The organism is Bradyrhizobium sp. HKCCYLRH1034 (assembly GCF_051168375.1).
Taxonomy (GTDB): Bacteria; Pseudomonadota; Alphaproteobacteria; order Rhizobiales; family Xanthobacteraceae; genus Bradyrhizobium.
Genome location: NZ_JBNPUW010000007.1, coordinates 137,055 through 162,172 on the forward strand (window position 1 = coordinate 137,055; position 25,118 = coordinate 162,172).

General features: G+C 64.6%; 13 protein-coding genes, 1 tRNA gene and 1 pseudogene. 8 read left to right on the top strand and 7 right to left on the bottom strand.

Annotation, left to right across the window (positions count from 1 at the left end; translation table 11 throughout):
• Positions 1–23 precede the first annotated feature (23 nt).
• Positions 24–2,252, bottom strand: a complete 2,229-nt coding sequence (gene pbpC, locus ACQR0W_RS18410) for a penicillin-binding protein 1C (protein ID WP_316170205.1) — start codon at positions 2,250–2,252, stop codon at positions 24–26.
• Positions 2,249–7,474 carry an alpha-2-macroglobulin family protein gene (locus tag ACQR0W_RS18415; RefSeq protein WP_434840725.1) on the bottom strand — a complete coding sequence of 1,742 codons (5,226 nt, stop codon included), beginning with the start codon at positions 7,472–7,474 and terminating at the stop codon, positions 2,249–2,251. The genes pbpC and ACQR0W_RS18415 overlap by 4 nt, the downstream gene beginning before the upstream one ends.
• A gap of 464 nt (positions 7,475–7,938) precedes the next feature.
• Between ACQR0W_RS18415 and ACQR0W_RS18420 the strand changes: the two genes are divergently transcribed.
• The 3 genes and pseudogenes from ACQR0W_RS18420 to ACQR0W_RS18430 all read left to right on the top strand — a co-directional run bounded on the left by ACQR0W_RS18420 (position 7,939) and on the right by ACQR0W_RS18430 (position 9,450).
• Positions 7,939–8,015 (top strand) — tRNA-Arg (locus ACQR0W_RS18420).
• A gap of 136 nt (positions 8,016–8,151) precedes the next feature.
• Positions 8,152–8,886 (top strand): annotated as a pseudogene (locus ACQR0W_RS18425) (FkbM family methyltransferase); the annotation flags it as partial.
• A 402-nt stretch (positions 8,887–9,288) separates the two neighbouring features.
• A complete protein-coding gene (locus tag ACQR0W_RS18430; RefSeq protein WP_315751088.1) occupies positions 9,289–9,450 on the top strand; it encodes a hypothetical protein in 162 nt (53 codons plus the stop codon).
• 83 nt (positions 9,451–9,533) lie between these two features.
• Here the strand turns inward: ACQR0W_RS18430 and ACQR0W_RS18435 are convergent, their stop codons facing one another.
• The 3 genes from ACQR0W_RS18435 to ACQR0W_RS18445 all read right to left on the bottom strand — a co-directional run bounded on the left by ACQR0W_RS18435 (position 9,534) and on the right by ACQR0W_RS18445 (position 12,524).
• Positions 9,534–9,746 (bottom strand): hypothetical protein, encoded by a 213-nt coding sequence (locus ACQR0W_RS18435; protein ID WP_315711835.1) that lies wholly within the window; start codon positions 9,744–9,746, stop codon positions 9,534–9,536.
• Positions 9,747–9,866: 120 nt separating this feature from the next.
• Complete coding sequence (locus ACQR0W_RS18440; protein ID WP_315827573.1) at positions 9,867–10,340, bottom strand: hypothetical protein; 474 nt, start codon at positions 10,338–10,340, stop codon at positions 9,867–9,869.
• Between the two features lie 147 nt (positions 10,341–10,487).
• Positions 10,488–12,524 carry an acyltransferase family protein gene (locus ACQR0W_RS18445; protein WP_316170203.1) on the bottom strand — a complete coding sequence of 679 codons (2,037 nt, stop codon included), beginning with the start codon at positions 12,522–12,524 and terminating at the stop codon, positions 10,488–10,490.
• Between the two features lie 1,139 nt (positions 12,525–13,663).
• Between ACQR0W_RS18445 and ACQR0W_RS18450 the strand changes: the two genes are divergently transcribed.
• Together ACQR0W_RS18450 and ACQR0W_RS18455 are read left to right on the top strand one after the other, a co-directional pair.
• Entirely contained in the window at positions 13,664–13,819 is a 156-nt protein-coding gene (locus ACQR0W_RS18450; protein WP_315711831.1) for a hypothetical protein, read from the top strand.
• Positions 13,820–14,085: 266 nt separating this feature from the next.
• Positions 14,086–14,361, top strand: a complete 276-nt coding sequence (locus ACQR0W_RS18455; protein WP_315712614.1) for a hypothetical protein — start codon at positions 14,086–14,088, stop codon at positions 14,359–14,361.
• 86 nt (positions 14,362–14,447) lie between these two features.
• Here ACQR0W_RS18455 and ACQR0W_RS18460 read toward each other — a convergent pair whose 3' ends face one another.
• Positions 14,448–14,816 (bottom strand): PRC-barrel domain-containing protein, encoded by a 369-nt coding sequence (locus ACQR0W_RS18460; protein ID WP_315738064.1) that lies wholly within the window; start codon positions 14,814–14,816, stop codon positions 14,448–14,450.
• A 467-nt stretch (positions 14,817–15,283) separates the two neighbouring features.
• On the opposite strand from ACQR0W_RS18460, the gene ACQR0W_RS18465 reads away from it, so the two are divergent.
• A complete protein-coding gene (locus tag ACQR0W_RS18465) occupies positions 15,284–16,297 on the top strand; it encodes an SDR family oxidoreductase (protein ID WP_434840755.1) in 1,014 nt (337 codons plus the stop codon).
• 171 nt (positions 16,298–16,468) lie between these two features.
• On the opposite strand, the gene ACQR0W_RS18470 is transcribed toward ACQR0W_RS18465, so the two are convergent.
• A complete protein-coding gene (locus ACQR0W_RS18470; protein WP_315711826.1) occupies positions 16,469–16,660 on the bottom strand; it encodes a hypothetical protein in 192 nt (63 codons plus the stop codon).
• 684 nt (positions 16,661–17,344) lie between these two features.
• On the opposite strand from ACQR0W_RS18470, the gene ACQR0W_RS18475 reads away from it, so the two are divergent.
• Together ACQR0W_RS18475 and ACQR0W_RS18480 are read left to right on the top strand one after the other, a co-directional pair.
• Positions 17,345–23,605, top strand: coding sequence for a HAMP domain-containing protein (locus ACQR0W_RS18475; RefSeq protein WP_409977885.1), 6,261 nt, complete (start codon positions 17,345–17,347; stop codon positions 23,603–23,605).
• A 13-nt stretch (positions 23,606–23,618) separates the two neighbouring features.
• Complete coding sequence (locus ACQR0W_RS18480; protein ID WP_315712612.1) at positions 23,619–25,112, top strand: HWE histidine kinase domain-containing protein; 1,494 nt, start codon at positions 23,619–23,621, stop codon at positions 25,110–25,112.
• Positions 25,113–25,118: the final 6 nt, after the last annotated feature.

Sequence of the window (25,118 nt, forward strand, 5' to 3'; positions counted from 1 at the left end):
GTCGACAACCGCTTAGCGAACCCTCACTGGATTCTGACCACAACTGTGTCCGCAGCGCCCGTGGCATCGATCACGGTGAGGCGGGCAAAGCCCGGCCCGGGCGGATCGATCAGGCGCTGGCGCCGGCTGTCGATCTCGCCGACGGCTAGTCCATTGACCAGCATGGTCAGCGGCAGCACGCCCCCGGACACTTTCACCGGCATCACCGACGCCTCGGGACCGGCGGACCGGTCGACATCGATGCGGGAGCCGTTCAGCGGGAACTGAATGTGCGGCGCCTGCTCCGCGCCGGTCCGCACCAGTTCTCCGACCGGCCGGAACCGGCGCAGGGGCAGCGGCAACTTTGAATTGCTGGCGACAAGCGCACCCTTGGGCGGCTTTGGCAGTGTCACCGGCAGCTTGCCGCTGCGGGCAAAAGCGTCGAACAGGATCGGCGCCGCGGCGACGCGGCCGATCAGGCCGGGCACCGGCGCGCCATCGGGCCTGCCGACCCAGACGCCGATCGTCACGCGGCCGTCGAAACCGACCGACCAGGCGTCGCGATAGCCGTAGCTGGTACCGGTCTTGAAGGCGATCCGGTTGCGGGCTGCGTTTTCCGGCGGCGGGGTCCCCAGCAGCACGTTGCCGACCTGCCAGGCGGCCGCCGAATCCATCAGCCGCAACGGCTCGCGGGCATCGTCGGTGCCCTCCCCGGTCATGATCTCACGCAGCGGCCTGGTGGTGCCCAGGCGCGGGAATCCGGCATAGAGCTGGGCGAGGTCCTGCAGGGTCACGCCGACGCCGCCGAGGCCCATGGCAAGGCCTGGGGCTTCGTCCTTCGGCAGCACCAAATTGCCGCCGGCCTGTTTCAGTCGCGACGACAGCCGGCTGGCGCCGACACGGTCGAGCAGCACGATGGCGGGAACATTCAGGGACAGTTGCAGCGCCTTGCGCACCGGCACCGTGCCCTGGAACGTCATGTCGAAATTTTCCGGCGCGTAGGAGCCGAAGCGCACCGGGCGGTCCTCGATGAGGCTCTCCGGGTGCACGAAGCCGTCCTCGAAGGCGAGCCCATAGATGAACGGCTTCAGGGTCGAGCCTGGCGAACGCACCGCGCGGGTCATGTCGACCTGCCCTGCCCGCCTCTCGTCGAAATAGTCGGCCGATCCGACATGGGCGAGCACGTCGCCGCTGTCATTGTCGACCACGATGATGCCGACCGAGACGTTCGGTCCCAATGCGATGGCGCGATCGCGCGCCAGCGGCTCCAGCACCTTCTGCAGCGAGGCGTCCAGCGTAAGGCGGATGATCGGCTGATCCTTGACGGTCGCCGAGGCCTGGTCGGCAGCATGCGGCGCCAGGATCGGCATCGGCTGGCGGAAGGCCGGCACGGCTTGCGCCTTCGCCTGCGCCGCGTCCTCGGCGGAGATCACGTTCTCCGACACCATGCGGTCGAGAACGCGGTCGCGGCCGCGTCGAGCGGCCTCCGGATGCCGGTCGAGCCGCCGCGTCTCCGGTGACTGCGGCAGCGCCACCAAGAGTGCCGCTTCCGCCAGTGACAGCCGCTTCGGCTCCTTGCCGAAATACGCGATCGAGGCGGCGCGGATGCCTTCGAGATTGCCGCCATAGGGCGCGAGCGTCAGGTAGAGATCGAGGATCTCGTCCTTGCTCAGCTCATGCTCGAGCTCGAGCGCGCGCACGATCTGCCTGAGCTTGGCGTGCAGCGAGCGCTGCCGCCTGGGCTCGAGCAGCCGCGCCAGCTGCATCGTGATGGTCGAGCCGCCCGACACGATGTGGCCGTGCGCGCCGAGCTGGATCGTGGCGCGCGCCAGCGCGCGGGGGTCGACGCCGTGATGGTCGTAGAAGCGCTGGTCCTCATAGGCGAACAGCAGTCTCAAATAGGTCGGATCGACGTCCTTCTTCGCGCTGACCGGTAGCCGCCATCGCCCATCCGCCATCGCATAGGCGCGCAGCAGCTTGCCGTGGCGGTCGACGACGGTGGTGGACACGGCTCTGGCCTCGCGCAGCGGCAGCGGGCCGAGAGAGATGGTGTAGGCGGTGAAGGCAAGGACGACTGCGACGAACAAGAACAGCGCGCCCGCGAGCAGCCGTTTGACGCTCCGCCCTCTCCTCGGGTCATGGCCGGGCTTGTCCCGGCCATCCGCGCCTTCGTCGCCGCGAGCGATGGATGCCCGGGTCAAGCCTGGGCATGACGGAGTGTGCGGCTCCGTCCGGCCACCCAACTCACGATCGCTCGTTCCACCCTCGCTCATTTCGCCGCGCGGACCTCCACGGAGCCCGTACCGGTCCGACCATAGCGTGAGGGATTGTACATGTCCTCGACATAGGCCTGCGGCAGCACGTATTTGCCGGGCGACACCGCGCGTACCACGTAGGCGACCGTGAACACGGACTTGGAATCCGCGGCGCGGTCGAGCGCGGCGGTGAAGCGGTCGTCGCGGAACTCGGTATTGACCGGCTCCTGGCCGTCCTCGATCCAGTCGAGCGTGCCGCTGTCGCCCGACGACACCAGATGCGGATTGTCGATCTCCAGCCCCGCCGGTAGATAGTCGGACACCATGATGTGCCCGTATTCCGGCTTGGCCTCGGTGACCTTCAGCACGACAGCGAAACGGTCGTTCTGCTTCGCGGTTCTGATATCGGCCGGCTTGCCGTCGAGCGTGTAGTAGCCACGCTCGATCTTGAAGCCGTTCGATGCCGCCGGCTCCGGCGTCAGCGGCGAGCCGGAGGCGGAGACCACCGCCTGCACCGGCGCATCACCGGTGTTGGTGATCTTCAGCGGCTGGCCTGAGAGCTCAGCCGCCTTGTAGCTGCGGTACAGCGCCTGCTTCACCGCCTGCCCGTTGACATCGAGCGTCAGCGTCTCCTTGGCGAGCGCACGCGCCGCCAGCACCATCCACGCATTCTCCTGCGTCGAGGTGTACGGCGTCAGGCCACGCGCTGCCTCGACGCGGGTCACCGCCTGCGTCAGCGTCGCGCGCGGCGCATTGCCTTCGCCGGCCAGTGACACCAATGCCGCCGCATCACGCAGGTCGGAGCCGTAATCGGTGCGGCCGAACACCAGCACCGGCTTCGGCGCGAGGCTGTCGGCGGCTGCCGCATAGACCCGCTCGGCGCGGGCGCGGTCGCCGACCAGCGCGAGCGCCGCGGCGAGCTGCGCCTTGGCAATTGGAGTTGCGAGATTGCCGAGCTTGGTGTCGGCGAGATAGCGCAGGTCGCCGATCGGCGCCGCGCCGTTGCGCGCGAGCACGTAGAGGCCGTAGGCGAGATCGCGGCCGCCGCTCTTCTCCGGCTCCTCGGCATTGACCACCGAGTTTCTGACGCGGTCGAGCGCGCTCTTGAACAGCACGTCCGGCACGGCAAAGCCCTTTTCGCGGGCGCGGGTCAGGAAGTCCGTCACGTAGGCATCGAGCCAGGGATCGTCGCCGCCGGCCGACCACAGGCCGAACGAGCCGTTGGAGCCCTGACGCGCCAGCAAGCGGTCGATCGAGTCGCGGATGCGCTGGTCGACCTCGGTGTCCATCGCGAGATGCGCGCCGGCTGCGAGCTCGTTGACATAGAGCAGCGGCATCGCGCGGCTGGTGATCTGCTCCGAGCAGCCATGCGGATAGCGGTCGAGCGCCTTGAGGATGGTTGCCGCATCGAGCGCGGTCGACAGTCCCGCCGACAGCGACACCGTACCGGTGCCCGCCACGAGATCATTGAACATGTCCGATGTCAGCGTCAGGCTCTCGCCCTTCGCGAGCGTGCGGATCGAGCGCCGCGCCAGCACCTGGGTCGCCGGCTTGACGTCGAGCTGATAGTGCCGCGCCAGCGCCAGCCCGTTGGGGCCCTTGATATCGACGTCGAGCTGCGCCGTACCGGTGCCGCTGGCATCCAGCGGCAGCGTCGACGACGCCCGCTGCTTGGCGGCGAGCTTCAGCGTGACGTTGGCATTGCCGGAGACCTTGACCGGGCCGCTGGCCTTGACGCCGACGACATAGTCGCCGGGCGCGCCCTCGACGTTATCGAGGTCGAACGACAGCGTGCCGCGGTCGCCGCTCAGCAAAAAGCGCGGCAAGGTCGCGGTCAACACCACCGGATCGCGCACGGTGACGTCGACATTCGCCCGGCCGACTTTCGTGGCGCTCCATGCGACCGCCATCACCCGCGCAGTTCCTGCGAACTCCGGGATATCGAAGCTGACCTCGACGGTGCCATCGGGCCCGACGGTCACGATGCCCGAATACAGCGCCAGCGGCTTCTGCGTCGGCGGCGAGCCTTGCAGCTCGGCTCCGCCACTGTCACCGCCCGAGCGGATCTGGCCGCGCGTGCCCTGCATGCCGTCGATCAGCTGGCCATAGAGGTCGCGGATCTCCGCGGAGAGCTGGCGCTGGCCGAGATAGTAATCGTCGGGCGCCGGCGGCTTGTAGTTGGTGAGGTTGAGAATGCCGACATCGACCGCCGCGATCACGATCTTGGCGTCCTCGCCGGGATTGAGCCCACCGACCTTGACCGGAATCTTCAACGCCGAGCCCGGACGTACCAGCGCAGGCGGCGTCAGAGCCACGTTGAGCGTGCGCGCTGATTTGTCGATGCCGAACCAGGCGACGCCGAGCGCGCGGCCCGGCATGCGCTGCGCGGCCGCATCGAGCGGACGGCGCAGCGTCGTGACGACGTAGGCGCCGGTGCCCCAATCCTTGCCGACCGCAAGCTTGACTTGGTTGGTACCTTCCTTGACCTCGGTGGTCTGCGTCGTCAGTAGCCGGTCGCCGAGCACGTTGACCGTCAGCTTGCCGGCAGTGCGCGCATTGACCGTCACGATCATGCTCTCGCCGGACTGGTATTGCGGCTTGTCGAGCGAGGTCTCCAAGAGATCCGGCGTGTCGGCGCTGCCGTCGGTGTACCAGCCGACATCGAACTGCAGCGACGTCACCGGGCCGTCGGCATCCGCCGACTTGACGTCGAGGCGATAGCGCCCGGCCTCCGGCTGGAAGCTCAGCCGCGCCGGCTTGTTGGCTGATATCGTGACGTCGCCGTCGCCGACGCGCCGCGTCGATTTCACCGGCTCATACTCCCAATAGGAGTTCTGCCGGTACCACTGGTAGCGCGACTCGATCTTCAGCAGCTCATAGCGCAGCCCGCTTCGCGCCAGCGTCTTGCCCTCCGGCGAGACGAACACGACGTCGAACTCGGCCTTGTCGCCCTCGCCGACGCTCTTGCCGGAGAACGACGGCTTGATGCCGATCTGCGCCGCCTTGGGCGCCACGGGGAGCACCAGCTTGCGCTCGACGGCGCGGCCGCCGGTCTCAGCCAGGCGCACATAGATCTGCGCCTCCTGCGGCCGGCTGGAGGACGGCGGCTTGGGCAGGCTGACCGGGAACGTCGCCGCGCCCTTCTCGTCCGTTTCCGGCATGCCTTCGATCGGGGTGCGCTCGTTGGAGGCGCTCTCCTCGTCGGCGACGCCGAACTGGTAGCCCGGGAACCCCGGCCGCTCGGGCGCGGTCGTCACCAGCAGGTCGCCCTCGAGCTGCAGGCCGGAGGCCGGCGCACCGTAGAGGAAATGGCCGTCGACCTTCACCTCCACCGGAGTCTCAACCTTGATCTGCTTGTCCTTGGAGCTCAAATCGAATTCCAGCCGCTCGGGGACGTAATCCTCGACCATGAAGGTGGTCTCGCCGACCGCCGTCCCCTTTGGGTCGGTGAAGGCGCGCACGCGGTAGGTGCCGGTCGGCACCGCCGAGTTCAGCGCCACGCTGAACGAACGGCCGCCGGCGCCCTGGTCCGGCAGCACCGCGCGGCGAAACTCGACGCCGTCGGGACGCTCGACGACCAGCGTCAGCGGCGTGCCGGTCATGGCATTGCCCTTGCCGTCGCGCAGCAGCGCGGTGAGGTAGACCGTCTCGTTGGAGCGGTAGACGCCGCGCTCGGAATAGACGAAAGCGTCCGGCCCCGTGGGCGCTTCGCGCCCGGCGACGCCGCGATCGGACAGGTCGAAGGCTGACGTCTTCAGGCTGAGGAAGGCATAGTCGGTCTTCTCGCCCGACACGGTCAGCATCGCTGGCGACAGCCCGCCCTCGCCACGCGCCAGGCCCGTCTCGAACAGCACGTGGCCGGCGTCGTCGGTCTTGCGCGTCGCGAGGATCTCGTTGTTGCGCGCCACCAGCCGCACCTCGGCGCGCGCGACCGGATCAGTCGAGGCCAGCGAATTGACGAACACGTGAATGCCGTCATTGCCGGAGAACGCGGCGACTCCGAGATCGGAGACGATGAACCATTGTGTCGCGAGTTGGCCGCCGTCCTCGTCATTGCCGCTCGTCGGCCCCTTCGGCGCCGCCGTCATCACATACACGCCGGGCTGCATGTCGCTCAGCGCCTGATCGACCGGGAAGGCGGTGGTGACGTCCTGGTTCAGGGTCATCGCGGTCGACAGCTCGCCGCTCCACACCTTCATGCCGCGCTCATTGCCGAGATCGGTGAGCTGATAGCTCGACAGCGGCCGCTGGAAGTCGCTGTCGATGACGGTGTTGATCAAATTGCGGTCGCCGATCCGGAACACGTTGACGGTGACCGCCGGCGTGTTGACGCTGACCAGCGGAATGCCCTTCTGCCCGGTGCGCGGCAGCACATAGGCCTTGCCGGTGAAGCGCACGAACGGCTTGCGGTCGCGAACATAGATGTTGAACTCGGCCGATTTCGGCAGGCTCTCCTTGACGCCCGACGGCAGTCCGGCACGAAGATTGATGTTATAGCGCTCGCCATGCTTGAGGCCTTCGACGCAGAGCTGCTTGTCCTCCGAGGTCAACGCCGGCTTGTCGGTGCCGGCCTGCGCCACGAAGGGCGAGAAGTCGGTGCGCTTGGCGAGATCCTCGGAGAACTGGAAGCAGGCGCGCGGGCTCGCCGAGTCCGAATCCACGGTATAGTCGAGCAGCTTGAAGCCATGCTCGTCGCGCATCCGCTCATACTGCCCGCGGACGTCAGCGACCTCGCGCAGTTCGAGCGACATCCGCAGCGTATCCAGCGCCGGCCGCCACAGCTTGCGCTCCGCCATGGTCTTGCCGAGCACCGCGAGCGCGTCGGCTTCCTCCCCGGCATTGCCGGCGCGCTGGTAGGCGATGTAGGCCGCCGTCGAGGCGCGCTCCAGCAGGAAGGTCTGCTCCGAGGAATTGATCGGCTTGATCTGGTTCAGCACGGTGCGCGCCAGCCGCAGCCAGTTGCCGGAATCATCCGGCGCAGCGGTCGCGATCTGCCCGAGGATCTGCAGGCCTGTCCGCAGGTCGTTCCGCCGCAGCGCCGCGTCGGCATCGGTGCGGAGCATCGCCAGCGGCTTGTTCACCGCCCCCGCCTCGCTCTTGATCTGCGCCTCCAGCTTGATCGCGGCATCGGCGAGGTCGTCGCGCTTGAACGCCTTGTCGGCGGCAAGGGCAGCACTGGCGGAGGCGAGGCCAAGCACCAGGGTGGCGCAGAGGGCGACGGCGCGAACCAGACCGGTCATGGGCAGCTCCTTGGACGTTTCCTTGGACGTGTCGTCAGCCGGCTCTTCGGCACGGGCGGATGGCGGTCCGTGTTTGGCCGATTCGTGGCGAGAATGGACGCGAAATGGTGACGGACTGATGGCGGCGGTTGCAGCGGCCAGCATAGCGGCCCACCGCGGGGGCGGCCATCGGCGAAAGGGCGCGGCCGGAAAAATGGGGTCATCAACGGCAATTCACAGCCTGCAGCATATCGGCACAGCCCGCGGCGGCCGTTCATCCGCCACCGCTGGCGCGGGACCCAGGGGCATGCGCCCTCCTCCCGCCTCCGCTTGGTCGCGCCTGGCCCGGATCCGGTTCGGCCGCTCTTGGCGAAACCGAAGATTTTTCCTATGAACCCTGCTATGGATGCCGCGACCGGACGGGCTTCACGGCCCCGCGGCATTCATCCCGTGACGTGATCGCCTGACGCTCACGCCGTGACGACGGTCCCATAGCTCAACTGGATAGAGTAGCGGATTTCTACTCCGCGGGTTGCAGGTTCGAGTCCTGCTGGGATCGCCAATCGCCACGCCAGCGCCATCCTGGCGCCCCGCCACTCGTCCATTTTGAAGCATTGCCGTGAACGACAGGGGCGTGCGCACCCGAGCTCGCCCTCGTTTGGCGGGCGCGTAGCCATGGCGTTGGGGGGGGGGCTCGGTTGGCGAAACATGAGGCATCCCGGTTTCTGGTCAGAATCCTGCGGTCCCGATTCCGCGACCACAAGACGGAGCTGTCCGAGTTGCAGCGTCACATCCGGCGCGGCGACATCGTCTGCGACATCGGCGCCAACAAGGGCAGTTTTCTCTACTGGCTGGCACGGTGGTCGGCGCCGGGGCGGGTCATCGCCTTCGAGCCCCAGCCGGATCTTGCCGAACGATTGGCGCGGCTCTGCTCCCGGTTCTCGCTCGACAATGTCGTCGTCGAACCGCGCGCCGTCTATTCGCGCTCCAGCAGGAAAACCCTGTTCGTTCCCGAAGGGCATCAGCCCGGAGCTTCGCTGCTCCGGCCCGCCGAGACCTCGAAGGCGATCCAGGTGCAGACGACGTCGCTGGACGACTATCTCCCTGACACCGCAAACGTCTCTGCGATCAAGATCGACGTCGAGGGTGCCGAACTCGACGTACTGCGCGGCGCCGAGCGCACCTTGCGCCGATGCCGGCCGTTGATCGTGGTCGAGTGCGACCGCCGCCTGGCGACGCTCGACAGGGTGAAGGAGACATTCTTGCTCCTGCGGGGTCTCGGCTATCGGGGCCAATTCCTGAGCCGCGGGAGATTGCTTCCGTTGTCAGCCTTCGACCCGGAAATCCATCAGCGCGCCGATGGCGAATGGTTCTGGAAACGGAAGGACTATTGCAACAACTTCATCTTCAGGAGCGTGCGCGCGCCGACGTCCTGTGACCACGAAGCTTTCCTGGCACCGATCGAAACCACTTCGCCGGGCGCACGAAGTCGTCCTGAAACAGTCCCCCGGCAAGTTGCCCAGCATCACATCGACTGATGGGGGTTACCGATGTCCACGTTGCTGAGCTTTATTTTCGAATCCTATTGCCTGAGCTGCCGGGCGATGTTTCCGGAGCTTGATACCGGTCAGCCGACCGTCGCTGAGTAGCTTGCGGCGAGCAGCCGGACTCTCGACCCGAGGTTCAGCCGCGCGGACCCAGAGGTTCTGCTTTGGCTGTTCGCCTGCAACGCAGGATGCCTCGCGTGCATTAAGCTTTCCTCTTCAGCTTAACGCCGGCTTCCATTTGACGCCGACGCCCTTCATCCGCCACGTGCTGTGCGATGGAGTTGAACCATGTTCGAACTAGCCATTTTGACTGCAATCTGTTTCATCGCCGCCGTCGCCCTCACGATCATTTACCAGCGGCGCCAGGATGTCCTGTACGGCCCCTACATTACCGATGTCTCGTGGCGGACGGCGCTCCCCGACGACCGCGTCGAAGCGTCGTCATCCTGAGCCTGGACGCACTCCCGAAATGCTCCCGCACAAGCCGTCGCGATCACGCCAGGGAAGAGTGGCGGTGCGCCCGACGCCCGATTTCAGAAGCCGATGCGCCCGCCAGAATCGTTAAGCAGCGCATCGAGCCGGTCCGGGCTCATGCTTTGTCCGCCGGGCATCTCGATGCTGACGCAGGCGGCGCCGAGACGCAGATAGGCATTGGCCGTCAGCAGCGCGTCCTGCGCGCTGCGGCACCTGATGGTGGCGATCGCGCTGGCGCTTTCGGCCCGTACGGTGAAGGACGCTGCGGCCATGAAGGACTGGCTCATCTGTAAGCGGCGGCTGAAATGAAGCCGAAGCTTATTCAGAGGAGCCCGACGGTATCATTGAGGTGGATCAAAGCCGCCAGCCGAAGACTTCACTAAGCGCCCCCCTCAGCTTCGGTTCAGCGACAGGCTGATGCGGGTGACGATGCCGTCCCAAGCGCGCTCCCAGACCCGGGGGTAGTTGATCAGCACGCAATGCACGTAGCCGCCAACGAAGTTGCAGCGATTGTACCAGACATAGTCGCCCTTGTAGCTCGACACCGCGAAGAATCGCGAGGTGACGCGCTTGTATTGAATATTCGGCGGAGGGTTCTTCCTGGCAAGGAACCGCGCAGGTGACTCCCGCGCGTTATTCGATACCGACTGCACGGTCAGATTGGCGCGGCCGTCGGCAGTCTGGAAGCGTTGGCCGTAGCCCTCGGGTTGGCCCGCCGTGTCGCTGAAGATCGAGACCGGAATGTCGACCGATGTGCCGGTCTCCGGGATCCTATAGGTGTTCCAGCGAACCGATTGGGCCGTCGCGGCGGTGCTCCAGCAGGCGGCGCACGCAAGCACTGCCATCGCCTTGATGATCGGATTCATGTGTGTCGTCCCGAACGGCTTGAGAACACGATGACGTTGGATCACTTTCGCGGCCGCCCGAAGGCAATGTCCGACATCAACGGCAGGCGAACGCACGACACCCGCCGAAGTTCATGGCTCCCGAGGTCCCGTGCTCGGTCGCTTCCATCATTGAACGCGGGAGGGGGCAAGGTTCCGGGTTGCCGCCGGACCGTCACCAGCCATGAGCTCGTTCGTTCCGGTCTCGGAGGGCTGCTCCAGCCTTCGCAAGAAGGCATCCAGTTGCGGCGCGAGTTGCGAGACGACGAACCTCGAGCCTTCCGGGGTGAAATGGATGGTATCCCAGACGATCGGGGTTTCCGCGTCAATCGTCAGCGGACAACGCCTCTTGCTGCAAATCGTGTCGAGAATGGAAACGTATTGAACGAGCGGATACGCGCGGGCGATCTCTCTCAGACGATCGTCCGCCTCGAACGACGCATCTTTCGGCACCAGCGAATTGCCGATCGGGACGTGCGTCTGCTCATGGTTGAACAACGTCGAAGCCAAGGGAACTGGAAACTCGATCGAGGGACCGAGCAGCAGGACGGGAACGCCCGTTTCCTGAGCGACCGCCAGCAGCGCGTTCAAATAACCGTCGACGCGCCGTGCGGGAGGCCGGCCATAGGTTTCGAGATAGGCGCGCCAATTGCCGGAAAGAATGATGGCGTCAAAGCGGTGCGCCTTGATCTGATCGCGCAGCAGCTGATTGACGTCGTTACAGTTTCGCGAGCTGCTCAGCTTGAGCTCGACGAACGGCGGGCAGCCCCCTGACGTGAGCTGCAGAAGATGGTAGGCATCGGACGACAGGTAGCTGCGCAACGCCCAGGCATAATGCGCGGCAAGGCTGTCGCCGGCGAGCAGAATGTTGCGCTTGTTCGCAGCCGGTTTCAGGCACGCCTCGAAATCGTAGGCCGATGCCGGCTCATCGGGCTGCAAGAAGCAGCTGTGCGCACGATAGAACGGCTCCATCGTCCGGGAATCGTACCGGAGCATTCGTGCCTGTGATTGCGGGAAGCGATCGGCGTAGCCGTCATGCGCGACGCCGTGAACTCCGACCGCGACCATGACGGCGGCAATGCCCGCGATCACCGGGGAGCCACGCACGCCACCCCATACCGTTCGTGCGCGCGCAGGCCGCTCGACGATGACGTAGGACAGATAGGCCAGCAGCAGCGAGCACAGCAGGAGTCCAACCGTAGCTGCCGCCGAGGTCGCCACATCCAGCGGCAGCGCGGCCCTGCCGAGGACGAAAACCGGCCAGTGCCAAAGATAGAGCGAGTAGGACAAACGGCCGAGGAATGCTCCGAGCTCACTGAATGGCAGCCCGGGTCTGCCCTTCTCCTGATTGAACGCGACGATGTAGACCGCAGCACCGACACAGGGGACCAGCGCGTGCAATCCCGGGAAGCGGGTCTCTGCGCGGAAGATGACCACGGCAAGCAGCATGGAGACCATGCCCGCGGCCGCGAAGGCCAGGCGCGTCACGCTTCCAACCGGCGACCATCGATGCAGGAAAAACGCAATGCTTCCGATCAGGAACTCCCAGGCCCGCAGCGGGGCGATGTAGAAGGCGGTCGAGGGCGATTGCTTGATCCAAAGCTCGTCGAGCACACACAGCGCGATCGTTCCGAGGATGACCAGCCCGAGCGACGGCTTCGACGTTGGATCGGGAAACAGCCGGCTCCAGAGCCAAGTCACGACCGGAAACAGGAAGTAGAACTGCTCCTCCACCGACAATGACCAGGTGTGGATGAGAACCTTCCCGATCGTTGGTAGATCGAAATAGCCGGTCTGCGACCAGAAGAAGACGTTCGACGAAAACAGCACCGTGGAGATCGCGCTTCCGAAGAACATTCGGTAGTCGCCTGGAGGCGCCAAGAACCACGCGACCATCGCGGTGACGACGATCATCAAATAGAGCGCCGGAAGCAGCCGCCTCGCCCTCCGTTCGTAGAACTCAATGAAGGAAAACGAATCGGATTGAATGCCCGTCCAAATGAGCCGGGAGATCACATAACCGGAGATGACGAAGAAGATGTCGACGCCGACAAACCCACCGCCAAAGCCCGGCAGCTCGTAATGAAATCCAATGACCGAAACCACGGCGACGGCGCGCAGCCAATCTATGTCCGGCCGGTACTCCAAAACCTTTGTGCGCGTCATGCTGGTAGCCTGGGCGGGCCGTTCGCCCTAACAGATTACCTGCTGACATGTTCCAAAATGAATTGCAACGTTCAGAAACACACGGAAATACCGTTGTTGGTTGGTGTATCCGAATTGCCGCACCGCCTCAGGAGCCCATCACGCGGGGATGCTGGAGGATAGCGGGCACGGCCGGCGCCCATTCCGCCTGCGGCGTCATCCGCTTCGCATCAGGAGGATTGGCGATCGGTCGCGACATCCCGGTACTGACGTGGGGAGGGTGACCGAAAGCTCGACAGAGCAGCGAGAACGTGCAGCATCCGTCCAGGCCCACCTTGCGAGCAGGCCAGATCCATGCGCCGCGCTGGCGCGCGCTGCCCAACGCAGCCTTCGACCCGACGGCCGCTTGGGTGTCGGTAACTACTCAACCTTGGGCCTTCTCTTTTTGCTCAAGCCTAGCAACGCGCCTTCATCACCGAGGGCGGGCATGCCACGCGCGCTTCCTCCATCATGATTCATGAACTGCCCATCATGCTGGCGCCTCAACTGGGCTCGACCCGAGACGCCCGTGCGATCCCTGCTCGATGATGGTGGGGCTGTTGTATGATGAGCACACCCGCCAGCGAGATTTCGGCGACCGGCTTCCGTCGTCACCACCCACATGATACCAGTCATGCCAAAGAAACCGGCGAGCGAGTGGCGACATCGCCATAGCCGTTAACACCTCGCCACAAATTGGCCGAGGTCGAGGTGAGCTGCCTCTATACTTGGAGTTGCTTTTGCAACCGCATTGGCGCCGTAGCCCGGATGGTGCTCGTCGCCACCGAGCCGCGCAGGCTGAGCACGCTCAAACCGCCTCCCTGAAGGAATTAAGCTTAAAAACGTGCGGCGCCGCGTCTCCGCAACCTGGCAACTTCTTTCAACAGCCAAGACGTGCAACAATACTGCACGCAACTAATATCAACCTCAGATTTAATTTACTGATCATTTACTTTCCGCAACTTTGCCCCAAAAACTGCACGATGCTGGGTTCCTCTTTCACAATTAGAACTCTTCTGGGACTCTACAAAAACCACCTCCCCAGAAACGGGATCTAACAACCTCGGATATACTTTTCATAACTCACTCTCCGTCTTCGTTTCGCGTACAGAGGTCCCACAATGACAACACTCATCAAGGCTCTCCCGACCCATCTCGAAGAGACCCGTATCGACACCGAGAAGCTGCGCACGATCCTGATGCTCTGCGGCGCCACGGCGTTTGGCTTCATCCTCCACGCCACCTACGGTCTCGATCTCAGCTACGCCTTCTTCTGATTTGATCAGTCAACCGGTCGCGGGGTGGCGACTCTTCATTGCCGGACGCGATCGGCGTCGGTCCAGACTCGCGGGGTTATTGAACGGCCCCGCGCGTCGCCTTTTCGAAGCGATACGCGCCACGCGAAGAATATGGCAGATGCCGTCAATCACAGGCTTGATCGTGCTTTTGCACAGCCTGGCCGCGCCGCTCCCACAATTCCGCCGCGACGACGCGACACGCTGGGGCTGTTGAGAATTGCGGTTGCTTGAGGACGAGTAGCGTCATGCGTTCACCAGTATATGATCTCTATCAGATGAAGCAGGATCGCTTGCCGAAAGGAGCCCGTTCGGCATGGCTGAGGACGAGGCCGAATGAGCCTCCCCCCATCGCCGATGACTGGGTCTTCGTCGGCAAGGAACGGCATCCGAGCCGGTGGACGGTCGCAGAGATGAATGAAAAAGGCACCTGCTACCGCGAGATTCCGATCTGGCTATCGAGCCGCCGCAGCATGATGGCTGGATCGGCGGCCGAAAACGGCGCTCAGCCGCCGGCCGCCTGAGATTTCATCGGGGGTCGCGGACAAGGCCGCGATACGCGAGGTTCGTCGGCATCCTCGCCAGCGCGCAATGAACAAGGGCGACGGTCCTAAGCGAGTTGGACGCCGTAATAGTCGTCGACCTTGCGCCCCGCCCCGGCATCCCCCCAGTCCCACTCGCGCTCGTCGGAATATTTCGGCGCGCCCCGCAGCTGGTTCTCGGTCACGCCGGTAACGTAGCCGCCGAGTCGCGTGTCGTACTTCAGGGATTGCCAGGGCAACGGGTAGTGATCATTGCCAAGCCCGAGGAAACCGCCGAAGCCCAGGACGGCATACGAGACCCGCCCGCTGAGCTTGTCGATCATCACGCGTTCGATGGTGCCGATCTTGGTGTCGTCGGCGCCATAGACGGCCGTGCCTTCGACCTTGTCGCTTCCAATCAGGTTGCCATATTCGCGTTCATCGAGCATCGATGTCATGTGATCCTCCCGGTGCTAATGGATCGATAACGTTCGGCCGTCACCGGCCGTTCCCAAGGGCCTGAAGGGCTCTCAGTCACCCGCCGACAGGTTACTGTCCTGCTCGGGATGACGTGTCGCCTCGCGGGACGGAGCATCGGGAGATGTGGTCCTATGAACCTGCTGCGCACGCTCCTTGTCGGCGGGCTGATCCTCCCCGCGTCCTGTCCTAACGATGCCTTGGCCTTGCTGCGCCATCGGATGGCTCTCCTTGGTTGGTGATCCACGAAGGGCGTCGGATTGGATAGTGCCGACGCCACTCCGATTCGATCGAAAACGACGCGGGCCGCGCCCGTTCGTTCCTCCCTGAGCCAACAGGCCGCAGAGCCGACCAGTGCATCTGGCGCGCGACACGGTGCTTTAAGCGATCCAAATGAAACGTTGGTGGTCTCAGGCCGTTGACCACGTCCCTCAAGAGGAGACACCGCATGGCAGGCGATCGCACAACGTCGATGTCCCGCCGCCAGACGGTCGGAGGCACCGCAACGCTTGCGGCCGCATCGCTGACCTCGGCAACAGCGAAAGGACGCGAGACGATGGCCGCAAATTCAACCCCGCCCGAACCGCTCGTCGACCCCAAGGACAAATATCCGAAGCCGCCGTTCGAACACCAGTCGCAGCCCTGGCCGGGTCTTGCGAGCAAGATGTCGCCGCGGCCGGATCACGGTGAAACCAGCTACAAGGGTTCCGGGCGTCTCGCCGGGCGCAAGGCGCTGATCACTGGAGGCGATTCCGGCATGGGACGCGCGGCCGCCATCGCCTATGCGCGGGAAGGGGCCGACGTCGCGATCAACTACTACCCAACCGAGGAGCCGGATGCGCAGGAGGTCATCGCGTTGATCGAGGCCGAGGGGCGAAAGGCCGTCGCCATCCCCGGCGATCTGCGCGACGAGGAGTTCTGCCGGCGGCTGGTGCAACAGGCCGTCGATGCGCTGGGCGGACTCGACATCGTCGTCAACAACGCCGCGCGGCAGCAGGCACGCCAGTCGATCCTGGACGTCTCGTCCGAAGATTTCGACGCGACGATGAAAACCAATATCTATGCCCCGTTCTGGATCATCAAGGCCGCCCTGCCCCATCTGAAGCCGGGATCGGTCATCATCGGCACTTCATCCGAGCAGGCCTACGATCCCTCTCCCGACCTCTATGACTACGCGCAGACCAAGGCGGCGACCATGAACTACGTGAAGTCCCTGGCCAAACAGCTCGGGCCGAAGGGTATTCGCGTGAACGCCGTCGCTCCCGGGCCGATCTGGACGCCCCTTCAGGTCTCAGGCGGGGCCACTATGGAGAAACTCGAAAAATTTGGTGGTCAGACTCCACTCGGTCGTCCTGGCCAGCCGGTGGAGCTTGGATCGATCTACGTCCAGTTGGCCGCTGCGGACGCGAGCTACGCCAACGGGCAGGTCTATGGATCTTCGGGAGGGTCCGGGCAGCCCTGAAGCCGCCCGCCTCGCTCAAATGCGGGTGACAGGCTGCGGAAGCGAATACGCTTCCGTATGCACCTGACGGATGGTTGTGAACGCAGCGACAGCCGACGCCAAGCTGAACGCAGTCAGTAGCGCAATGAGAATCGTTCGTGGGGTCATCGGACGCTCCTGCATTCTAATTGGTTACTCGTGCCGCGCAGCCTTCGGCTCGCCGAGCGGCGCAATCTCGCCGTCGAGCCAGTCCTGCTGGAGGGCGAGCGCATTCCAGCCCTGGGCCATGCGCCGATAGCGCCGGAAGGCCGGCTCTTCCTGCGTGCGCTCCGCAAGCTGGAGGCAGTTGTCCGCGTTCTCTCTGAAAAGATCTGATTGTTTCATACAAATTTAGCTGGTGGGCGCCGCGCGCCGACGCAATCGTGTTACACGATATTAATGATCATGGAACTGTCGGCAGTTCTCTATCGAAAGCGGAGAGCAGTACGTTCTGTTCCAAGTTGCAAGATGCTCGTGAGACCGAGCATCACAACGCTCTGCCGTGGTTTGCTGACTCTCTGACCTCTTCCCCTTCGGGATCGCGTCGCAGCCCTGGACTGCATTGTCATCCCGCGCTCCGAACAACGAGGTCCCCGCTGCACCCGCTGCTTGCTGCGCTGCGGTCGGAGCGTTGCGGAACTGGCGGGCGCATCGCCCGTCGCTCCCGGGCCGCGGGACTTGGCGGTGGACGACCATGAAGGCGGCCACGACACTGAGTTGAGAATCGTGCTTCTCGTAACCCCTCGGCACGACCAGCGAAGGCTAATCTCTGGCTTGGTTCCGGAAAGGGATGGCTCATACTCGCAAGAGAGAAAAGGAATTCTGGAACGTTCCGCCTGGAGTGGAGTTGAGCCATTTGTGCCGGCAAATGCCGGTTCCATCAGTCGGAGAAGTCGGCCTCCCGGCTTGATTTGATTAGTTGCCGCGGCTTCTATGCCGCCCGTCATAAGTGTCTCAGATTCTTGATGGTAGACGATTCTGACTTGGGGGAACTTGATGAGCGATGATGCTGCTGCCGGTGCGATGCCCATGCGCCAGGGGTTCGGTCGCCACGGCAACGGAGTCGAGGCGGCCGATGCCAGCCAGGATCTGCTCCGCGTCCTCCAGGCCATGCGTTCCGGAGATTTCTCCGTGCGCATGAGCGGCGACTATCTCGGCATCGACGGCAAGATCGCTGATACGTTCAACGAGATCATTGCAGCCAACGAGCGGATGGCGCAGCAGCTCGAGCGCGTCGGCCAGGTCGTGGGACGCGAGGGAAAGACGCGCCAGCGCGTGCGGTTCGGCATCGCCAGCGGTTCCTGGGCGGATATGGAGAGCTCGATCAACACGTTGATCGACGATCTTCTATGGCCCACCCGCGAGGTGACTCGCGCGGTCGCCGCCGTAGCCCAAGGCGACCTCCTGCAGACCGTGAAGCTGGATGTCGATGGCCGGCCTCTGGGCGGCGAGTTCCTGCAGTCGGCGACCATCGTCAATACGATGATCAAGCAGCTCAGCGTCTTCACGTCCGAAGTGACCCGCGTGGCGCGCGAGGTCGGCACCGAGGGCAAGCTCGGCGGACAGGCCCAGGTTCCCGAAGTCACGGGCGTCTGGAAGGACCTGACCGAGAGCGTCAACTCGATGGCCAACAACCTCACCGGCCAGGTCCGCAATATCGCGGAGGTGACGATCGCGGTTGCCAATGGCGACCTGTCGAAGAAGATCACGGTCGACGTGCGTGGTGAAATCCTGCAGTTGAAGGAGGCGATCAACACGATGGTCGACCAGCTGCGCTCGTTCGCGTCGGAGGTGACGCGCGTGGCCCGCGAGGTCGGCACCGACGGCAAGCTCGGCGGTCAGGCCATCGTTCCCGGCGTTGCCGGCACCTGGAAGGACCTCACCGACTCCGTCAACGCGATGTGCGGCAACCTCACCGCTCAGGTCCGCAACATCGCCAACGTCACCACTGCGGTCGCCCGCGGTGACCTGTCACGCAAGATCACGGTCGATGTGCGCGGTGAGATCCTGGAGCTGAAGGACACCATCAACACGATGGTCGACCAGCTCAACGCCTTCGCATCCGAGGTGACGCGCGTGGCGCGCGAGGTCGGCACCGAGGGCAAGCTCGGCGGACAGGCACAGGTGCCGGGCGTTGCCGGCACATGGAAGGATCTCACCGACAACGTGAACTTCATGGCGTCGAACCTGACGGCACAGGTCCGCAACATCGCCGACGTCGCGACCGCCATCGCCAGCGGCGATCTATCAAAGAAGATCACGGTCAACGTCTCCGGCGAGATCCTTCAGTTGAAGGAGACGCTGAACACGATGGTCGACCAGCTCAATGCGTTCGCCGGCGAGGTCACGCGCGTGGCGCGCGAGGTGGGCACCGACGGTCGGCTCGGCGGCCAGGCCAACGTGCTCGGCGTTGCCGGCACCTGGAAGGATCTCACCGAGAGCGTCAACTCGATGGCGTCGAACCTGACGGCGCAGGTCCGCAACATCGCCGAGGTGACGACCGCCGTCGCCAACGGCGACCTGTCGAAGAAGATCACCGTCGACGTGCGCGGCGAGATCCTGGAGCTGAAGGACACCATCAACACGATGGTCGACCAGCTCAACGCGTTCGCCGGCGAGGTGACCCGCGTCGCCCGCGAGGTCGGCACCGAGGGCAAGCTCGGCGGCCAGGCCATGGTGCGCGGCGTCGCGGGCACCTGGAAGGACCTGACCGACAGCGTCAACTCGATGGCCTCGAACCTGACCGGCCAGGTCCGCAACATCGCGGAGGTCGCCACCGCCGTCGCCAAGGGCGACCTGTCGAAGAAGATCACGGTCAACGTCTCCGGCGAGATCCTTCAGCTGAAGGAGACGCTAAACACGATGGTCGACCAGCTCAACGCCTTCGCCGGTGAGGTGACGCGCGTGGCGCGCGAGGTCGGCACCGACGGCAAGCTCGGCGGCCAGGCCGAGGTGCCCGGTGTGGCCGGCACATGGAAGGACCTCACCGACAGCGTCAACTCGATGGCCGGCAATCTGACGGCGCAGGTGCGCAACATCGCCGAGGTGGCGACGGCCATCGCCGGCGGCGACCTGTCGCGCAAGATCACGGTCGACGTGCGCGGCGAGATTCTGAGTCTCAAAGAGACGCTGAACACGATGGTTGATCAGCTCAACCGCTTCGCGGGCGAGGTGACGCGCGTCGCCCGCGAGGTCGGCACCGAGGGTCGGCTCGGCGGCCAGGCCAACGTGCCCGGCGTCGCCGGCACCTGGAAGGATCTCACCGACAGCGTCAACTCGATGGCCGGCAATCTGACGGCGCAGGTCCGCAACATCGCCGAGGTGACCACGGCGGTGGCGCGCGGCGACCTGTCGCGCAAGATCACCGTCGATGTGAAGGGCGAGATCCTGGAGCTGAAGAACACCATCAACACCATGGTCGATCAGCTCAACGCCTTCGCATCGGAGGTGACGCGCGTGGCGCGCGAGGTCGGCACCGAAGGCAAGCTGGGCGGCCAGGCCGAGGTGCCCGAAGTCGCAGGTACCTGGAAGGACCTCACCGACAGCGTCAACTTCATGGCCTCGAACCTGACCGCGCAGGTCCGCAACATCGCCGAGGTCGCGACCGCGATCGCCGGGGGCGACCTGTCGAAGAAGATCACGGTCGACGTGCGCGGCGAGATCCTGCTGCTCAAGGACACCCTGAACACGATGGTGGAGCAGTTGCGCTCGTTCGCGGCCGAAGTGACGCGGGTCGCGCGCGAGGTCGGCACCGAGGGCCGGTTGGGCGGCCAGGCCGTTGTGCCCGGCGTCGGCGGCACCTGGAAGGATTTGACCGACAACGTCAACCTGCTCGCGGCCAATCTGACCACGCAGGTCCGAAACATCGCCGAGGTGACCACGGCAGTGGCGCGCGGCGACCTGTCGCGCAAGATCACCGTCGACGTGAAGGGCGAGATCTTGGAGCTGAAGAACACCATCAACACCATGGTCGATCAGCTCAACGCCTTCGCCGGCGAGGTGACGCGCGTGGCACGCGAGGTCGGCACCGAAGGCAAGCTCGGCGGACAGGCGCAGGTGCCGGGCGTTGCCGGCACCTGGAAAGACCTCACCGATACCGTCAACTTCATGGCCGCGAACCTGACCGAGCAGGTCCGCGGCATCGTCAAGGTCGTGACCGCCGTCGCCAACGGCGATCTCAAGCAGAATCTCACGGTCAAATCGAAGGGCGAGGTCGCAGCGCTCGCCGACACCATCAACAACATGACGGAGACGCTGGCGACCTTCGCCGACCAAGTGACGAGCGTGGCCCGCGAGGTCGGCGTCGAGGGCCGGCTCGGCGGCCAGGCCAACGTGCCCGGCGCGGCCGGCACGTGGAAGGACCTGACCGGCAACGTCAACCTGCTCGCGGCCAACCTGACGTCCCAGGTGCGCGCCATCGCCGAGGTCGCGACCGCCGTGACCAAGGGCGATCTCACCCGCTCCATCCAGGTCGATGCCCGCGGCGAGGTGGCCGAGCTCAAAGACAACATCAATACGATGATCACCAATCTGAGGCTCACCACCGACCTCAACACCGAGCAGGACTGGCTCAAGACGAACCTCGCCAAGTTCACCAACATGCTGCAGGGCCAGCGCGACCTGACCACCGTTGGCCGCCTGCTGCTGACCGAGCTGACGCCGCTGGTGAACGCCCACCGCGGCGTGATCTACCAGGTCGAGACCGAGTCCGCGCCACAGCTGCGCCTGCTCGCCTCATACGCCGATGACGGCATCTATCCTCACCGGACGCACGTCCAGTTCGGTGAGGGGCTGATCGGGCAATGCGCGATCGACAAGCGCCAGCGGCTGGTCTCGGAGATCCCATCCGACGTCATCCCCGTGGGCTCCGCCCTGCTCCGCGCCGTCCCTAAGAACCTCGTGGTGCTGCCGGTGTTGTTCGAGAACCAGGTCAAGGCGGTGATCGAGCTGGCGTCGCTCAGTCCGTTCACGACGTCGCAGATGACGTTCCTCGAGCAGCTCACCGACTCCATCGGCATCGTGCTCAATTCGATCGAAGCCACGATGCAGACCGAGGGACTGCTGAAGCAGTCGCAGCAGCTCGCCGCGGAGCTTCAGACCCAGCAGCGCGAGCTGCAACAGACCAACGAGCAGCTCGAGCAGAAGGCGCAACAGCTCGCCGAGCGCAACGTCGAGGTCGAGCGCAAGAACCAGGAGATCGAGCAGGCCCGCCGCGCGCTCGAGGAAAAGGCGACCGAGCTCGCGCTGACGTCCAAGTACAAGTCCGAGTTTCTCGCCAACATGTCGCACGAGCTGCGCACGCCGCTCAACAGCATCCTGATCCTCGGCCAGCAGCTGACCGAGAATCCGGACGGCAATCTCACCCTCAAGCAGGTCGAGTTCGCCCGCACCATCCATGGCGCCGGCACCGATCTGCTCAATTTGATCAGCGACATCCTCGATCTCTCGAAGATCGAGTCCGGCACCGTGACGGTCGATGCCGAGGAGATCCTCACCACCAACCTCCTGGAGACCGTGGGGCGTCCGTTCCGCCACGAGGCGGAAAATCGCCTGCTCGCCTTCAACATCGACGTCGACCCGAACCTTGCGCGTAGCATCGTCACGGATTCCAAGCGCTTGCAGCAGGTGCTGAAGAATCTGCTCTCGAACGCCTTCAAGTTCACCGCCGAAGGAGGGGTGCGCTTGAAGGTGTCTGCGGCGCTCGGCGGATGGAGCGCAGAACATCCGGTGCTCAACACGGCACCGGCCGTGATCGCGTTCGAAGTCTCGGACACCGGCATCGGCATTCCGCAAGACAAGCAGAAGCTGATCTTCGAGGCGTTCCAGCAGGCGGATGCCGGCACGAGCCGCAAATATGGTGGCACTGGTCTCGGGCTCGCGATCAGCCGCGAGCTCGCCAACCTCCTGGGCGGCGAGATCCACCTCAAGAGCGCCCCCGGCAAGGGCAGCACCTTCACGCTGTATCTGCCGCTCAAATATTCAGGTCCCGCAACGGCGCCGCGCGTCAGTCCGGCATCGCCCGTTCCCTACGTTCAACCTCCAGCCCTACAGCAAGCGGCCGCGCCAGAGCGCGGGATCGAGCCCCCGCCGGACGATCGTCTCGATCTCGAACCCGGCGATACGATCCTGCTCGTGGTCGAGGACGATCCACACTACGCGCGCGTCCTGATCGACCTCGCGCGCGACAGGGGCTTCAAGGTCCTGACCGCCAGCCGCGGCGCCGAGGCGCTGGATCTCGCCAAACAGTATCAACCGGCCGCGATCTCTCTCGACGTCTTCCTGCCGGACATGCTCGGCTGGACCGTTCTGAGCCAGCTCAAGCATAATCCGCTGACGCGGCACATCCCGGTGCAGATCATCACGCTCGACGAAGACCGCCAGCACGCTTTGGCGCGTGGGGCCTTCTCCTTCGTCAGCAAGCCCACGACAACGGAAGGCGTCAGCGCGGCCCTGTCGCAGATCAAGGAATACGCGAAGCCGCGACGCAAGCGGCTGCTGATCGTGGAGGACAACGCGGCCGAGCAGCTCAGCATCCGCCAGCTGTTGGATCACGACGACATCGAGATCATCGCGGCGGATACGGGAGCTGCGGCGCTCGAGACGCTGCGCAGCGCACCGTGCGACTGCGTGGTTCTCGATCTGCGGCTGCCCGACATGAGCGGGTTCGACGTGCTCGATCAATTGCGCTCCGACGAGTTCTTGTCGAGCGTTCCGGTGGTCGTCTTCACCGGGCGGGAATTGTCGGCCGAAGAGGATGCGGAACTGCATACGATGGCGCGGAGCATCGTCGTCAAGGGCGTGGAATCGCCGGAGCGGCTGCTCGACGAGACGTCGTTGTTCCTTCACCGCGTGATTACGGAACTGCCGCTCGAGAAGCAGCGCATGCTCGAGAAGCTGAACAGTTCCGACGAGGATCTGATCGGCAAGACGGTGCTGCTGGTCGACGACGACGCCCGCAACATCTTTGCTCTTTCCAGCGTGCTGGAACGCCGCGGCATGAAAGTGCTGACGGCCACCACCGGCAGCGAAGCGATCGACCTGGTGCAGAGCAATCCCGCGATCGCGATCGTCCTCATGGACATCATGATGCCGCAGATGGATGGTTATCAGACGATCGGCGTCATTAGGCAAAACCCCGCCTTCGTCCGGCTCCCCATCATCGCGTTGACCGCGAAAGCCATGAAGGGAGACCGCGAAAAGTGTCTCGAAGCTGGCGCCTCCGATTATCTGGCAAAACCCGTCAACACCGAGCAGCTGCTTCTTGCGATCCGCATGTGGCTGCACCGCTGAACGGCTCATCATGATGGAACATGCGAAGGTCAACATCCTCTTGGTCGACGATCAGCCGGCGAAGCTGCTGGCCTACGAGGTCATCCTGAAGGAACTCGGCGAAAACCTCGTAGTCGCCACGTCTGGTCGCGAGGCGCTCGAAATTCTGCTGAAGAACGAGATCGCGGTGATTCTCGTCGACGTCTGCATGCCTGAGCTCGACGGCTTCGAGCTGGCGCAAATGATCCGTGAGCATCCGAGGTTCCAGAAGATTGCGATCATCTTTATCTCCGCCATCCAGGTGAGCGACTTCGATCGCCTTCGTGGCTATGAGATGGGCGCCGTCGACTACGTGCCGGTTCCTGTCGTGCCGGAGGTGCTGCGCGCCAAAATCAAGGTTTTTGCCGAGCTCTATCGCAAGACACGCGAGCTGGAACATCTGAACCTTGAGCTGGAGGACCGGGTACGGGCCCGCACCGCCGAGCTTGAGCGATCGACAGCAAAGCTCGTCGAGAGCGAGCAGCGTCGGAGCATGGCGATCGCGGCCGGCAGGATGGGCTCGTGGGACTGGGACGGTGTCAATGGCGACTGGATGTGGGACGAGGGGCAGTACCGCATCTTCGGCGTCACGCCGCAGAACTTCGAGCTGAACACCGTGAACATCATGGCGCTGCTGCACCGGGAGGATGCCGAGCGCGCCCGCCAGGTGGTCGCGGAATTCAGCCGTGGCGCGACGTCGTATGAGGCTGAGTTCCGGATCCACCGGCCCGATGGCGAAGAGCGGTGGTGCGTGGGAACGGCCGCGGCGACCACCGACAGGACCGGCCGCGTGGTCCGCGTCAGCGGGGTCACGATCGACATCACCGAGCGCAAGCGCGCCGAGGAACGCCAGAACCTGCTGACCCGCGAGGTCGATCATCGTGCCAAGAATGCGCTGACCTTGGCTCAGTCGATCGTTCGCCTGACCAAAGCCGACAGCGTGAAGACCTATGTCAACGCGGTAGAGGGGCGCATCAGCGCACTGGCCCGCGTTCACACCATCCTCTCGCTATCAAGCTGGGAAGGTGCGAAAATAGGTAGGTTGGTGGCCGAAGAGCTCGCGCCCTATGCAACCGGCGGCCAAGTCGCCTTTGACGGCGTCGATCTGCAGCTTGAGCCTGCGACCGCGCAGACGCTGGCGCTGGCGCTGCACGAGCTGGTGACAAACTCGGCCAAATACGGCGCGCTGTCGGTCCGCTCCGGGCATCTCTCGGTCAAATGGAGCATCGAGGATGAGCGCCTGGATCTGATCTGGATTGAAACCGGCGGTCCCTTGGTGCGCGCGCCGACCTCGCGCGGCTTCGGCACGCGCAGCCTGATGGCCAGTGTGGAAAGCCAGCTCGGTGGGCGCGCCTCGTTCGACTGGCGTCCCGAGGGATTGGTGTGCCGGCTGGTCGTCCCGCTCCGCCCCGGCGCGACCCCGCCGGAGATCACGAGCCCTTGCGCAACGGCGGCGCCGGGCGACGCACGACAACGGGCTGCTGGCTGACCGCTC

Bases quoted from the DNA above. Each gene is read 5' to 3' on its own strand.
- pbpC (WP_316170205.1), bottom strand. From the start codon at position 2,252: ATGAGCGAGGGTGGAACGAGCGATCGTGAGTTGGGTGGCCGGACGGAG.
- ACQR0W_RS18415 (WP_434840725.1), bottom strand. From the start codon at position 7,474: ATGACCGGTCTGGTTCGCGCCGTCGCCCTCTGCGCCACCCTGGTGCTT.
- ACQR0W_RS18430 (WP_315751088.1), top strand. From the start codon at position 9,289: ATGTTCGAACTAGCCATTTTGACTGCAATCTGTTTCATCGCCGCCGTC.
- ACQR0W_RS18435 (WP_315711835.1), bottom strand. From the start codon at position 9,746: ATGGCCGCAGCGTCCTTCACCGTACGGGCCGAAAGCGCCAGCGCGATC.
- ACQR0W_RS18440 (WP_315827573.1), bottom strand. From the start codon at position 10,340: ATGAATCCGATCATCAAGGCGATGGCAGTGCTTGCGTGCGCCGCCTGC.
- ACQR0W_RS18445 (WP_316170203.1), bottom strand. From the start codon at position 12,524: ATGACGCGCACAAAGGTTTTGGAGTACCGGCCGGACATAGATTGGCTG.
- ACQR0W_RS18450 (WP_315711831.1), top strand. From the start codon at position 13,664: ATGACAACACTCATCAAGGCTCTCCCGACCCATCTCGAAGAGACCCGT.
- ACQR0W_RS18455 (WP_315712614.1), top strand. From the start codon at position 14,086: ATGCGTTCACCAGTATATGATCTCTATCAGATGAAGCAGGATCGCTTG.
- ACQR0W_RS18460 (WP_315738064.1), bottom strand. From the start codon at position 14,816: ATGACATCGATGCTCGATGAACGCGAATATGGCAACCTGATTGGAAGC.
- ACQR0W_RS18465 (WP_434840755.1), top strand. From the start codon at position 15,284: ATGGCAGGCGATCGCACAACGTCGATGTCCCGCCGCCAGACGGTCGGA.
- ACQR0W_RS18470 (WP_315711826.1), bottom strand. From the start codon at position 16,660: ATGAAACAATCAGATCTTTTCAGAGAGAACGCGGACAACTGCCTCCAG.
- ACQR0W_RS18475 (WP_409977885.1), top strand. From the start codon at position 17,345: ATGCGCCAGGGGTTCGGTCGCCACGGCAACGGAGTCGAGGCGGCCGAT.
- ACQR0W_RS18480 (WP_315712612.1), top strand. From the start codon at position 23,619: ATGGAACATGCGAAGGTCAACATCCTCTTGGTCGACGATCAGCCGGCG.